The organism is Nocardia sp. NPDC059228 (assembly GCF_042754245.1).
Lineage (GTDB): Bacteria > Actinomycetota > Actinomycetes > Mycobacteriales > Mycobacteriaceae > Nocardia.
This window is the reverse complement of sequence record NZ_JBHZAL010000006.1, coordinates 77303-89978: the sequence shown is the minus strand read 5'-3', so window position 1 is coordinate 89978 and position 12676 is coordinate 77303. Positions and strand designations below refer to the sequence as shown.

Sequence of the window (12676 nt, the reverse complement as noted above, 5' to 3'; positions counted from 1 at the left end):
GCTTTCCTGGTGACTCAGCAGACGGAAGCCCGCGCCCCGGAACTCGATTCGATCGTGGTCGCGCCGATGTCCTCGCCCGACGACGCCCGCGCCTTCAAGGACCTGAACCTGGAGTGGATCGAGACCATCTTCTCGGTCGAGCCCGCCGACCTGGCCACCCTCGACAATCCGCAGGCCATCGTCGATCACGGCGGCGAGGTGCTGATCGCCCGGCTGGACGGCGAGGCCGTCGGCTGCGTCGCCCTGGTCCAGGAGGAGCCGGGCGTGTTCGAGCTGTCGAAAATGGCCGTGTCGCCGCGCTTGCGGGGCCGAGGCATCGGCCGGGTGGTGCTGGCCACCGCCATCGAGCGGGTGCGCGATCTGGGCGCGACCGAGTTCTTCCTGGCCAGCAATGCCCGGCTGGCCAGTGCCGTGCACCTGTACGAGGCCATGGGTTTCGTGCACGTGCCGCCCTCGGAGCTGCCGCCCAGTCCCTATGACCGGGCCGATGTGTTCATGCGGTATCCCCTGACCGCCTGAACCGGCGCCCGGCTATCCCTTGCGGACCAGGTCGTAGATGTGCGCGGTGCGCGCGGCGATCCGGTTCCAGTCGAAGGCGCCGATCGCCCGGTCGCGGCCGGCCGCCCCCATCGCGGCGGCCGTGACCGGGTCCGCCGCAACGGTGTTCACCGCGCGGGCCAAGCCGCGCTCGTAGTCCCGGGGCGCGGTCTCGTCGTAGTGGACCAGCCGCCCGGTCTCCCCGGGCACCACCACCTCCGGAATCCCGCCCACATCCGAGGCCACCACCGCGGTCCCGCAGGCCATGGCCTCCAGATTCACGATGCCCAGCGGCTCGTACACCGACGGGCACACGAAAACCGTTGCGGCCGCGAGCACCTGCCGCACCAGCTCGGTGGGCAGCATCTCCTTGATCCAGAACACGCCGTCGCGGTCGGCCCGCAGCGCCCGCACCGACGCCGCCACCTCGGCCTCCATGGCGGGTGTGTCGGCGGCCCCGGCCAGCAGCACCAGCTGAATGTCCGGATCCAGATGCCGGGCGGCGGCCAGCAGATGCGAGACGCCCTTCTGCCGGGTGATGCGCCCGACGAAGGCCGCGATGGGCCGTCCCGGGGACACGCCGAGTTCGGTGAGCACGTCCCGCGAGCCGGACGCGGGACCGCCCGGATGCCAGACGTCGGCGTCGATGCCGTTGTGCACCACGTGGACTTTGGCGGGATCGATGTCGGGGTAGGCGGCGAGCACATCGGCGCGCATACCCGCGCTCACCGCGATGACGGCGTCGGCGTGGGTCATGGCATTGTGTTCCGACCACGAGGACAGCCGGTAGCCCCCGCCGAGTTGCTCGGCCTTCCACGGCCGTCGCGGTTCCAGTGAATGCGCGGTCAGCACATGCGGGATCCCGTACAGCTCGCCGGCCAGATGCCCCGCGAGCCCGGTGTACCAGGTGTGTGAGTGCACCACGTCGGCGAAGCTCGCGGCCTCGGCCATGCGCAGCTGCGCGGACATCATCTGCAAGGCGGAATTCGCCGCGTAGAGCATCGGATCCGGTTGGTGCACCACGGCATCCGCGCGCGCGACCCCCATGCAGTGCACGGTGACATCGCACAGCCGCCGCAACCGCGGGACGAGCTCGGTGACGTGCACCCCCGCCCCGCCGTACACCTCCGGCGGGTATTCGCGGGTCATCAGGGCCACTCGCAGTCCGCGAGCTCCGTCCGCGCGGTAACTCACCGGTCCAAACTAAACGTTAGCTCGCGGGCTAACCAATCGAGGTGGCCCGCGAGATCGCGATGAACACGGCACCAGCTGGACATTCCGTGTTCGGGCACAACCGGTAGTTTCAGGGGTGTGAGGAGCCAGCCGCACGTACTCGGGATCGTGCTCGCCGGTGGCGAGGGCAAGCGACTCTTTCCGCTCACCAAGGACCGCGCCAAGCCCGCGGTTCCCTTCGGCGGCGCGTACCGGCTCATCGACTTCGTGCTGTCGAATCTGGTGAATGCGGGTTACCTGCGCATTTGCGTACTGACGCAGTACAAGTCGCATTCGCTGGACCGGCACATCTCCCAGACCTGGCGGCTGTCGGGCTTCGGCGGGGAGTACATCACCCCGGTGCCGGCGCAGCAGCGGCTGGGCCCGCGCTGGTACACCGGCAGCGCGGACGCGATCATGCAGTCGCTGAACCTGATCTACGACGAGGACCCGGAGTACATCGTGGTCTTCGGCGCGGACCACGTGTACCGGATGGATCCGGAGCAGATGGTGCAGGCGCACATCGACTCCGGGGCGGGCGTGACGGTGGCGGGCATCCGGGTGCCGCGCAGTACGGCGAGCGCCTTCGGCTGCATCGATTCCGACGAATCCGGCCACATCATCGGCTTTATGGAGAAGCCGGTGCATCCGCCCGGCACCCCCGACGATCCGAATGTCACCTTCGCCTCCATGGGCAACTACGTGTTCAGCACCAAGGTGCTGGTGGACGCCATTCGCGCCGACGCCGACGACAACGACTCCGACCACGACATGGGCGGCGACATCATTCCGAGCCTGGTGCGGTCGGGCGCGGCCGCGGTCTACGACTTCTCCACCAATGTGGTGCCCGGCGCGACCGAGCGCAGCCGCGGTTACTGGCGCGATGTCGGTACCATCGACGCCTTCTACGAGGCGCACATGGATCTGGTGTCGGTGGATCCGGTCTTCGATCTCTACAACAAGCACTGGCCGATTCGCGGTGCGGCCGAGAATCTGCCGCCCGCCAAGTTCGGCCGCGGCGGCCTGGCCCAGGAGTCGATCGTGGGCGCGGGCAGCATTCTGTCGGCGGCGACGGTCCGCAATTCGGTGCTGTTCTCGAATGTGCTGGTGGAGGACGGTGCGACGGTGGAGGGAAGTGTGCTCATGCCGGGCGCGCGGATCGGCCGGGGTGCGGTGGTGCGGCACGCCATTCTGGACAAGAACGTGGTGGTGACGGAGGGCGAGATCATCGGTGTGGATCTGGACCGGGATCGAGAGCGTTTCGCGGTGAGCAATGGCGGCGTGGTGACCGTCGGCAAGGGCATCTGGGTCTGACTACCAGGCATTTCAGTCCATCCGGCCGGGCGAGCGACACGGATAAGAGTGGACATCCGGCCGATGCTGGTCCGAAAATCTGTGCATGGAGCGCCGCCGCCGACGGGCCGCGCGGGAGGGATCACCATGCGCCGTCCGGGACGTGTCGTCACCGCCATCACCTGCCTCACCTTGACCGCCCTGCTGTCCGGATGCGGTAGGTCCGGCACCCCGGTTCCCGGTGAGCTGGATGTCCGCACCCTGGACACCGGGTCCTATCCGGTGAACCGCTACGCCTACGACCGCAACAACGGTGGCAAGGGCAACACCCTCGAGGGCATCCGCATGACCGCGGCCGTCGCCCCCGCGGTGAAGATCGACTCCCATCTCAATATCGGCCGCGGCGGCGTGGTGCTGTCCACGGTCGACGATGTGGTGAATGTCAGCCACCTGTCCTCCGCGGTCAAGGGCGTGCTGACCAACCGCGGCTTCGTGGCCGGTTTCGCGGCCAGCGGCTCGGACCGCGAGGACGTCAACGACAATCCGGATCCGAACGGCACCACCATCACCACCCGCGTGCTGCGCTTCCCGTCCGCCGACAATGCCAAGCTGGCCGCCCGCGAACTCGAGGACGCCGACTTCAATGTCGCGCTGAACGTGAACCAGAAGCTCACTCTGCCCGACTACCCGGACGCCTACGCGCACTGGCGGCCGGGCGTGCCGAACATCGGATTGACCATGGCGCGCAAGGACTTCGTGATCTCGCTGTTCATCCTGCGCCCCAGCGCCGATCAGAAGGATCTGCTGTCCTGGGCCAAGAAGACCCTCGACGCCCAGGTCCCGACGCTGGACGCCTTCCAGGAGACCCCGAACGACCAGATCTCACAGCTGCCGGTCGATCCCGATCGCCTGCTGGCCCGCACCCTGGTGACCGATCGTGACCACAAGACCGTCGACCCCGACAATTTCGCGGTGTTCCCGGCCAATTGGCTCATCCTGCCCTCCGACGACATGGCCTACTGGACCAAGCTGGTGTCCGATGGCGGCGCCGACGAAATGTCCAGTGCCGACGGTAATTTCGTCATCCGGCTGCGAGATGGCAAGGCGAGCGCGGATTTCGTGACCGGCATGATCAGCAACCTGCAGGAATCCACGACCAGCGGGCCGGACAAGGTGCCCGACGTCAAGTGCGTGCACCGCACCTCGGACAAGTCGCCGAGCCGCTGCTACGTCAGCTACAAGCAGTACGTGGGCGTGGTGAACGGGACCAATGATTCCGACGCCCAGAAGAAGGCGGCCGCGCAGTACGCGCTGCTGGCCAACAGCCTGTAGCGGATCCGGTGCGGCGCTTCAGAATCGGAGGATGTCCGCGTCCAGCAACCGCCAGGCGGCGGGCCGGGACACCGGACGGTGCAACCGCTCCTCGTGCGGCTGCGGAGTGACATCGGCCGGCGCTCGATCCCCGGCGCACCGGCAATCCGGCTCCGCTGGCGCGCAGTCCTTGTCGCAGGCGTCCGGGCGTACCGCGGCCGCGCTCCGCGAGACCGCGTGCCCGGTGCGGCTGCGCCCGCTGCGCGGCGAACTGTCGTCGCGGAACCAGTAGTCGCGAAAACCGAACGGCTGCAGCAGCGCTCGCAGGAAGGCCGCGCCATCCTCGGGCAGCACGGTGCGGTTCTCGCCGAGAATGTCGACGCCCTGGTGGTACCAGACGCGGGCGACCAGTCCTTCGACCGGGTCCACCGCCCGGAAGGTGGCGCGACCGTCCGCGGCGAGCCGGAATTCGGCGATGCGCCGCCACTGCCCGGCCTCGCGGAAGTACAACCCGACCACGGCCGGGATCCGCTGCCCCATGGGTACCCCCACTCGTCGAACTATTTCCGTGGAGTATCCGCGCCGACGGTCCGGAAACCTCGATACGACCGTTCAGTTCGGATATCCGGGCACCGGAGTACGTGCACCGCAGAACGGTTCACACGTACTGGTCGTCGTGGGCATGTACCGCGACGCGTGGTCGTCGAAACGAGCTCCGCTGATCAGTAGCAGTACCAGCAGCCCCAGGCAGATGATGCCGCCGAAGAAAACCAGTGCGGGCCAGAGCCATCCGGCCGGTAGGTGTACCCCGAGGGCCAGTCCCTCGAACATATCCCCCACCTCCTAGCAAAAATCGATCCCCCTCTGCTGTACCACCGCGACACCGGCCGAATCCAGACCTCAGCACTGCCCCTGCACCGCCCACCCCGCCCGATCGCCGTACCCGCACCGGCAACTGGGGATTCGCCGGCAACGGAATCGGGACCACCCGGCACACCGGGTCACCGCGAACGCCCGCACCGGCGGGTCCGGTGCGGGCGTTCGCGGGGGTGTCGCGCTAGGCGGATCGGAGATCGCGGCGGCGGAATGCCATGAGCCCCACCGTGATCAATGCCACGTCCACGAGCACGAGCACCACCAGCGGGGTGGCGGTGAACGCCTCGCCGGGCACCTTCGGGGCGTGCTCGAACGGGTTCAGATCGCGGAACCATTGGGGTGCGCCCGCGAGCGAGCCCAGCAGGAAGACCGCGATGGCGGCGGTGAGGAAACCCCACGCCACGGTCGACCAGCGTGGCAGCAGACCGAACAACAGGACGGTGATGGCGGTGAAGGTCCACACCGCGGGCACCTGCACCAGCGCGGCCCCCAGCACCTGACCGGTCTTCTGACCGACGTCACCGGCGGCGCGACCGTAGATCAGGCCGCCGAGCAGGCCCGATACCGCGAGCGCCAGTGCGGGTCCGAGCAGGGCGAACGTCAGATGCGAAGCCACCCAACGGGTTCGGGAGACCGCGCCGGTGAGCACGGCTTCCGCGTGCGCGGTGCTCTCCTCGGAGTGCAGCCGCAGCGCCGCCGACACCGAGTAGGCCGCCGCACCCAGCGCGACCATGGTGAACGCGTAGCTGATCAGCGACTTCTCCAGCGATTCGGAACCGCCCATGCGGGTGATCAGATCGCGAATGGTCTGGCTGCTGCCCAGCTGCTTGCCGACGCCGTTCGTCACGCTGCCGATCATCAACCCGTACAGCCCGAGTCCGACCGTCCACGCCAGCAGCGTCCCGCGCTGCAGCCGCCAGGCGAGACCGAGCGGGCCGCCCAGCGCGGGCCCGGCCGCGAGTGCGCCCGGCCGATCCGCGATCAGGCCGGCACCGGTATCCCGGTGCGCCAGTAGGTAATACGCGACGACGGTCAGCACGGTCGCGGTGAGCAGGTGCAGCAGCAGCACCGCGAAGTGATCGCCCGCGAACGCCCGCACCTGCAGCGACCAGCCCTGCGGGGCCAGCCAGGTGAGCGGGCTGGTCGGGCCCGCCGCGGCACGCACGTCACCGACCGCGCGCAGCGTGTACGTCACGCCCAGCACCGCGAAGGCGATACCGCGCGCCACGCGGGCGCTGGCCGACAGCTGGGCGGCGATCGCGGCCACCGACGCGAACACGATGCCCGACCCGGCCAGCGCCAGACCGAAGGCCAGCGAGCCGGAGCGCGGCACGGAAGTGCTCGCGATGCTGGCGAATCCGATCAGCCCGGTGGCCAGCGCGCCACCGTAGGCCACGATCAGCGCCGCGGTCAGTCCGGCGAACCGCCCGACCCGCGTCGAGGCCAGCAGTTCGGTACGCCCGGTCTCCTCGTCGGCCCGGGTGTGCCGGATGACGGTCAGGATGGTGGCCACGCCGATGAGCGTGAAGAACATCCCGGCCTTCCAGACGCCCGAGGCGCCGAGGCTGGTGTTGTAGATCGGCCCGTACATCGCCAGTTCGGCAGGGTTCGACAGGATGCCGTCGGCGAAGCCTTGGAAGTCGGCGGGCGTGTGGTAGATCTTCTCGAGGCTCTTGATGTACACACTGCCCAGCGGCAGCGACAGCAACAGCACCCACAGCGGCAGAATGATCCGGTCGCGCCGCAGATACAGCCGCAGCAGCTGCCAGGTCCCGGTGAAATCCCCCGCGAATGACGGCGTTTCGAACGCGCGGGGCGCGGTGGCGGTGACCGCGGTCATTTCGACACCCGCTCGCGCTCGTCGGCCGGAGCCCGACCATCGAGCGAATAATGGCGCAGGAACAGCTCTTCCAGCGTCGGCGGCTGGCTGACCAGGCTGCGCACACCGGCGTCGCCGAGCACCCGGATCAACTCACCCAGGTGTTCACTGTCCACCTGGGCGTGCAGGGTATTGCCCTCGACGCTGATGTCCTCGACTCCCGGGATGCGGCTGAGATCGCCTGGGCTGCCGATCATTTCGGCGGTGATGGAGGTGCGCGAGAGATGCCGCATCTCGGCCAGCGTGCCGGTCTCGACGGTCTTGCCCGCCCGGATGATGGTCACCCGCTCACACAGCCGCTCCACCTCGGACAGGATGTGGCTGGACAGCAGCACCGTGGTGCCGCGCGCCACCGCCTCGGCCACGCACTCGTTGAACACCTGCTCCATCAGTGGATCCAGGCCCGAGGTCGGCTCGTCCAGCAGGAACAGCCGGGCGTTCGACGAGAACGCCGACACCAGTGCCACTTTCTGCCGGTTGCCCTTGGAGTAGGTGCGCGCCTTCTTGCCCGGATCCAGCTCGAAACGCTCGATCAGCTCGGCGCGGCGATCCTGATCGATCCCGCCGCGCATGCGGGCCAGCAGATCGATGGTCTCACCGCCGGACAGCGACGGCCACAGCGTGACATCGCCCGGGACATAGGCGATGTCGCGGTGCAGCGCGACCGCGTCCGTCCACGGATCCCGGCCCAGCACCACGGCCTCACCGGAGGTGCGCGACAGGATGCCCAGCAGGATGCGGATGGTGGTGGACTTCCCGGCCCCGTTCGGACCGAGGAAACCGTGCACCTCACCCTCGGCGACCTCGAGGTCGAGACCGTCCAGGGCTCGCACCTGCCCGAAGTTCTTGTGCAGATCCCGGACTTCGATCACGGGATTGGCAGGAACGTTCATCGAATCTCCTTGTAGGAAAACGACGTTGATGGGTTATTGCGCAGTACTGGTCAATGCGTCCAACGCCGTGGAATCGGTGAGCATGCCGTGGGTGTAGATCTCCAGCGCGGGCAGCATCATCCGGTCGGCGTATTCGCGCAGCGCCTTGCGGAAGTCGATGGGACCCGGCTGTTCGGCGGCGTAGAGCTGCAGGAACATCATCATGCCGCCGCCGTTGTTGGTGGCCACGTAACGCGCGGTGGCCCGCACGTCGCGCATCGGCTTGATGGACCCGCCCGCGACGCCCGCGCGCAGGTACTGCTCGGTGTCGTCGACCATGTGCTCGAAGAAGGTCTTCATCAGCGACCCGCCCGCCTGAAAGCTGCGCATCAGGTAGGCCATGCCCGGGGCAAACTCCTCGATCTCGGCCAGCTGGCGCATGAGCCCGCCGGGCGAGGGGTTCTCGATGTACTCCATCTTGGCGGCCCGGATCGTCTCCCGGACCCACTCGTCGCACGCCTCCCGCAGCCCGTCCTTGGACCCGAAATGATGATTGACCAGCCCGGCAGAGACTCCCGCCGCGGCCGCGATGGCCCGCACGCCGACCCCGAACCCTTGCTCCCCGAACACGGTGATCGCGGCGTCGCGAATCCGGGCCCGGGTTGTCAGATCGTCGGTTGAACGCATGTTTAATACCTTAAACACGCGTTCAAGCGGAGGGCAAGGGCCTTTCGGCTCGAGTCGCGAGGATTTACGAAATCCAGACGTCCGGGCACTTCGTCATCGGAGAATTTCCGCGCCGGGAAAGCTCTCTGAACGCAGTTATTGCCACGCGGACTATCGCCGCGCGGAACGCCACGACGGAATCGAATTCCACACCGGGCGTTGAGTTTTCACCCGCGCGCAGCGCAGAATCTCACCCGCGCGCAGCGCTGAATTCACCCGCGCGCAGCGCAGAGCAGCCCGTCGCCGACCGGGATCAGCACACTCGTCAGGTCCGGATCCTCGGCGATCGCGCGGGTCGCCGCCCGCACGGCCATGGTCTGCGGGTCGCGCTGGGCGGGGTCCGGGACCCGGCCCCCGAGCAGGGCATTGTGCAGCAGGATCGCGCCGCCGTCCCGCAGCAGCCGCACCGCCTGCTCCACATACTGCGGGTGCTCGAGCGGCGCGGCATCGATGAAGACCAGGTCGTAGGCCCCATCGGCGAGCCGCGGCAACACATCCAGGGCCCGCCCGTTGATGAGCCGGGTGCGCGCCGGCGCGATCTCGGCCGACCGGAACGCCTCACGGGCCGCGCGCTGATGCTCGGGCTCGGAGTCGATGGTGGTCAGGGTGCCGTCCTCGCGCATGCCGTCCAGCAGCCACAGCCCGCTCACCCCGGCCCCGGTGCCGACCTCGACCACGGCCCGCGCCCCGAGCAGCTGGGAATACATGCTGAGCAGCGCGCCGACCGCCGGCGCGACCGGGGCCGCGCCGAGTTCGAGGGCGCGCTCGCGTGCACCGACGAGGATGTCGTCCTCGGCGACGGATTCCTCCACGTAGGCGAGGTTGCGCTGCAGGTTCTGTGCCGCGGGAGTCTGGCTCACGAAGTAGAGGCTAATGGCGATACACCGGTAAGGCGTGGCGGTGACCGGCCGGTGTGGCGATTTTTCTCAGGTGTCCCTCAGCCTCTGCATACAGCGGCCACATCACGACCGACCAGAGTAATGCTCACGCCAGGCCAGCGACCGCTGGCTCGGAATTGGGAACAGCTGATCCAGCAGATTGGTTGTCCCCGATATCGGGTCCACGGTCCCGAGTAGGAGGTAACCCCATCCACATGGTCGACGCGGCGCGTGAACACGCCAACACTCTGCACCCGCAGATCAAGCCGCTGGACAGCGACACCACGCTGGACAGCGACCTTCTCCTGTCCCCCGCCGATGACGAGGCCGCCCTGTCAGGGACCGCAGCCTTCGACGCCACCGGCGATCGCTCCGTGATGCCGACCTGGGACGAGCTGGTCCGCGAGCACGCTGATCGCGTGTATCGCCTGGCCTACCGCCTCACCGGTGATCCGCAGGACGCCGAGGATCTGACCCAGGAAACCTTCATCCGGGTCTTCCGGTCCCTGCAGAACTATCAGCCCGGCACCTTCGAGGGCTGGCTGCACCGCATCACCACGAACCTGTTCCTGGACATGGTCCGCCGCCGCAACCGCATCCGCATGGAGGCGCTGCCGGAGGACTACGACCGGGTGCCCTCCGAGGGTCCGGGTCCCGAGCAGGCCTATCACGACGCCAACCTGGATCCGGATCTGCAGTCCGCGCTGGACTCGCTGGCCCCGGAGTTCCGTGCCGCGGTCGTGCTCTGTGACATCGAAGGTCTGTCGTACGAGGAGATCGGCGCGACGCTGGGCGTCAAGCTGGGTACCGTGCGCAGCCGCATCCACCGAGGACGTCAGGCACTGCGCGAGCACCTCGAGCATAATGGGATTGAGCGGCGATTCGCCGCGACCGAAAACGTCGGGTGAGCCGCGGGCACTGCGCCCGCGCTTCCTGGACACCACGCCCGCGGGCAGGTGTCGCCCGAACAGCTCGAGTCGTCCGGAAGGGTGTGCAGCGTATGAGTGGCGAGGACCGACCGCACCGTCGTCCCCCGCGTTTCGCCCCCACCGAGCATCTGGCCAGTGAGGCCATCGCCGCCTATGTGGACGGCGAGCTGCGGATGAACGCATACCTGCGTGCCGCCCACCATATTTCCGTGTGCCGTGAGTGCGCGGCCGAGGTGGATGCCCAGCAGCAGGCCCGGATCGCGCTGCGGCAGTCCTCGGATCAGATCTCCGCGCCGCTGAGCCTGCACGACACGCTGAGCCGGATTCCGCGGGCGTTGCTGCAGGAGTGCGGCAATCACCAGACTCCCGACCCCGCCGACCGCGATCGGGGTCCACTGGCGCGCGGCATGAGTTCCTTCGGCCTGCGCCAAGATTCGTTCGACAGCAGGCGGTGGACCTCGTGGTGGCGCAAGTAGAGTCCATAGCGTGACCACCGAATCGAAGAACACGGGCCCGGGGCCCGAGCGGGATGCGGTTTCCGATTCGGCGGCCAATCGGGGGAACCTGAGGCCGTCGGACGCACCGGTGCTGGGGCCGCGGCCGGTCCTGCGGCCACATGTGGACACTCACACCGCGCGTGCGTTCCGCCGCCCGAACGGTCAGCACGGCTCGTTCGCGGCGCGGCCGGCGGGTGCCGCGGGGGCGGCGCCGCAGGGGGATACCGAGATTCGGAATCGCCCGCCGGACGCGGTGCTGGCGGAGGCGTTCGGTCGGCCGGAGGGTTCGACCGACCTGCTGCAGCGGGACCCGGAGGCAAAGACCGAGACGACCGCCCCGGCCGCGCCCGCCGATCCGTGGCGGGATCCGAATTCGGCCGCGCGCCTGGGCACTCCGGCCGTGGCGCAGACCCGGCCGCAGGCGCTGACGCCCGGACCCAAGCTGGGTGCGCGCGAGGTGCTGTTCGGTGGCCGGGTGTCCTGGCAGGCGCTGGCGCTGCTCGCGGTCATCGCGGCGGTCATCGGTTTGCTCGGCGGGTTCGTCGGGGCGTTCACCGGCTCGTCGACCTCCGCGCTGACCTCCCGCAAGGTGGCGCTGCAGTCCGCGCCCGCGGCCGTCGAATCGCACAACCAGATCACCAAGGTGGTCAATGCCGTCATGCCCGCGGTGGTCACCGTCCGGGCGTGGCTGGGCGACACCGGGTCCACGGGGTCCGGCGTGGTGATCGACGGGGCCGGCTACATCGTCACCAACAACCACGTGATCTCGCTGGCCGCCAATGACAAGTCGGGCAAGGCCAAGCTGGATGTGGTGTTCTCCGACGGCTCGCGGGTGCCGACCCAGATCGTGGGCCGCGACACCAAGTCGGACCTGGCGGTGCTCAAGGTCGATGTGAAGAACCTCGCGGTAATCCAGCTCGGCAACTCCAATGACGTGCAGGTCGGCGACGACGTGCTGGCCCTGGGTTCGCCGCTGGGCCTGGAGAAGACGGTCACCTCCGGCATCGTGTCGGCGCTGCACCGGCCGGTGAAGGTGGGCGGCGAGGGCACCGACACCGATGCCACCCTCGACGCCGTGCAGACCGACGCGGCCATCAACCACGGCAACTCCGGTGGCGCGCTGGTGGACATGCAGGGCCGGCTGATCGGCATCAACTCCGCGATCAAGTCGGAGAGCGGCGGTTCGGTGGGCCTGGGCTTCGCTATTCCGGTGGATCAGGTCAAACGGATCTCGCAGGCGCTGATCCGGGACGGCTCGGTGCACCACCCGCGGCTGGGAGTCAGCGCCAAGACCAAGATCGTCGCCAATGACGTGATGAGCGGCGCGGCGGTGGCCGATGTACAGGCCGGTAGCCCGGCGGCCAAGGCGGGCATCGTGGAGGGCGACGTGATCGTGAAGGTCGGCGACCGCGATGTGTCGGGTCCGGAGGAACTGACGGTTGCGGTGCAGTCGCACGAGATCGGGCAGACCGTGACGGTGCGCCTGATTCGCGACGGCCGCGAGGTCGATGTCCCGGTCACCCTGGAGTCGGACTGATGGACCGCGCCTGAAAAATAGGACTGATGGACCTCACCTGAAAAATAGAACGAACCCAGAGTTCGCGGCCCGCCCCGGTCTGGACTGACGGAGCGAGGGAGCGCAGCGGAGGAGCGGAGGAGGGAAGAC

At 68.4% G+C, this 12676-nt stretch carries 13 protein-coding genes; 6 read left to right on the top strand and 7 right to left on the bottom strand.

Annotated features, from left to right (window positions below):
* Window positions 1-9: 9 nt before the first annotated feature.
* The gene (locus tag ACFXKA_RS12600) at window positions 10-519 is read left to right on the top strand and encodes a GNAT family N-acetyltransferase (protein ID WP_354833641.1); all 510 of its coding nucleotides are present in this window, start codon (window positions 10-12) and stop codon (window positions 517-519) included.
* A gap of 12 nt (window positions 520-531) precedes the next feature.
* Here ACFXKA_RS12600 and glgA read toward each other — a convergent pair whose 3' ends face one another.
* Window positions 532-1701 carry a glycogen synthase gene (gene glgA, locus ACFXKA_RS12595; RefSeq protein WP_379427452.1) on the bottom strand — a complete coding sequence of 390 codons (1170 nt, stop codon included), beginning with the start codon at window positions 1699-1701 and terminating at the stop codon, window positions 532-534.
* Between the two features lie 147 nt (window positions 1702-1848).
* On the opposite strand from glgA, the gene glgC reads away from it, so the two are divergent.
* Both glgC and ACFXKA_RS12585 read left to right on the top strand, forming a co-directional pair.
* The gene (gene glgC / locus ACFXKA_RS12590; RefSeq protein WP_379427277.1) at window positions 1849-3063 is read left to right on the top strand and encodes a glucose-1-phosphate adenylyltransferase; all 1215 of its coding nucleotides are present in this window, start codon (window positions 1849-1851) and stop codon (window positions 3061-3063) included.
* 126 nt (window positions 3064-3189) lie between these two features.
* On the top strand, window positions 3190-4374 hold the full coding sequence (locus tag ACFXKA_RS12585; protein ID WP_379427276.1) for a hypothetical protein: 1185 nt from the start codon (window positions 3190-3192) through the stop codon (window positions 4372-4374).
* Window positions 4375-4392: 18 nt separating this feature from the next.
* Here ACFXKA_RS12585 and ACFXKA_RS12580 read toward each other — a convergent pair whose 3' ends face one another.
* The 6 genes from ACFXKA_RS12580 to ACFXKA_RS12555 form a co-directional block, all read right to left on the bottom strand.
* A complete protein-coding gene (locus ACFXKA_RS12580; protein WP_379427275.1) occupies window positions 4393-4905 on the bottom strand; it encodes a hypothetical protein in 513 nt (170 codons plus the stop codon).
* Window positions 4906-4965: 60 nt separating this feature from the next.
* Entirely contained in the window at window positions 4966-5184 is a 219-nt protein-coding gene (locus ACFXKA_RS12575; RefSeq protein ID WP_354833635.1) for a hypothetical protein, read from the bottom strand.
* A gap of 226 nt (window positions 5185-5410) precedes the next feature.
* On the bottom strand, window positions 5411-7069 hold the full coding sequence (locus ACFXKA_RS12570; protein ID WP_379427274.1) for an ABC transporter permease: 1659 nt from the start codon (window positions 7067-7069) through the stop codon (window positions 5411-5413).
* Window positions 7066-8001: an ABC transporter ATP-binding protein gene (locus tag ACFXKA_RS12565; RefSeq protein ID WP_354833631.1), complete on the bottom strand. Its 936-nt coding sequence runs from the start codon at window positions 7999-8001 to the stop codon at window positions 7066-7068. Before ACFXKA_RS12565 ends, ACFXKA_RS12570 begins: the two co-directional genes overlap by 4 nt.
* Before the next feature lie 33 nt (window positions 8002-8034).
* Window positions 8035-8667, bottom strand: a complete 633-nt coding sequence (locus tag ACFXKA_RS12560; protein ID WP_379427273.1) for a TetR family transcriptional regulator — start codon at window positions 8665-8667, stop codon at window positions 8035-8037.
* A gap of 251 nt (window positions 8668-8918) precedes the next feature.
* Window positions 8919-9566: an O-methyltransferase gene (locus ACFXKA_RS12555; protein ID WP_354833627.1), complete on the bottom strand. Its 648-nt coding sequence runs from the start codon at window positions 9564-9566 to the stop codon at window positions 8919-8921.
* 233 nt (window positions 9567-9799) lie between these two features.
* Here ACFXKA_RS12555 and sigE point away from each other — a divergent pair, with 233 nt between their 5' ends.
* The 3 genes from sigE to ACFXKA_RS12540 all read left to right on the top strand — a co-directional run bounded on the left by sigE (window position 9800) and on the right by ACFXKA_RS12540 (window position 12547).
* Window positions 9800-10492, top strand: coding sequence for an RNA polymerase sigma factor SigE (gene sigE, locus ACFXKA_RS12550; protein WP_354833625.1), 693 nt, complete (start codon window positions 9800-9802; stop codon window positions 10490-10492).
* Between the two features lie 92 nt (window positions 10493-10584).
* The gene (locus tag ACFXKA_RS12545; protein ID WP_354833623.1) at window positions 10585-10989 is read left to right on the top strand and encodes a hypothetical protein; all 405 of its coding nucleotides are present in this window, start codon (window positions 10585-10587) and stop codon (window positions 10987-10989) included.
* Between the two features lie 10 nt (window positions 10990-10999).
* Window positions 11000-12547 carry a S1C family serine protease gene (locus ACFXKA_RS12540; RefSeq protein WP_379427272.1) on the top strand — a complete coding sequence of 516 codons (1548 nt, stop codon included), beginning with the start codon at window positions 11000-11002 and terminating at the stop codon, window positions 12545-12547.
* Window positions 12548-12676 lie beyond the last annotated feature (129 nt).

Excerpts from the sequence above, each read along its gene's own strand:
- ACFXKA_RS12575 (WP_354833635.1), bottom strand. The coding sequence starts at position 5,184 with ATGTTCGAGGGACTGGCCCTCGGGGTACACCTACCGGCCGGATGGCTC.
- ACFXKA_RS12545 (WP_354833623.1), top strand. The coding sequence starts at position 10,585 with ATGAGTGGCGAGGACCGACCGCACCGTCGTCCCCCGCGTTTCGCCCCC.
- ACFXKA_RS12585 (WP_379427276.1), top strand. The coding sequence starts at position 3,190 with ATGCGCCGTCCGGGACGTGTCGTCACCGCCATCACCTGCCTCACCTTG.
- ACFXKA_RS12565 (WP_354833631.1), bottom strand. The coding sequence starts at position 8,001 with ATGAACGTTCCTGCCAATCCCGTGATCGAAGTCCGGGATCTGCACAAG.
- sigE (WP_354833625.1), top strand. The coding sequence starts at position 9,800 with ATGGTCGACGCGGCGCGTGAACACGCCAACACTCTGCACCCGCAGATC.
- ACFXKA_RS12570 (WP_379427274.1), bottom strand. The coding sequence starts at position 7,069 with ATGACCGCGGTCACCGCCACCGCGCCCCGCGCGTTCGAAACGCCGTCA.
- ACFXKA_RS12560 (WP_379427273.1), bottom strand. The coding sequence starts at position 8,667 with ATGCGTTCAACCGACGATCTGACAACCCGGGCCCGGATTCGCGACGCC.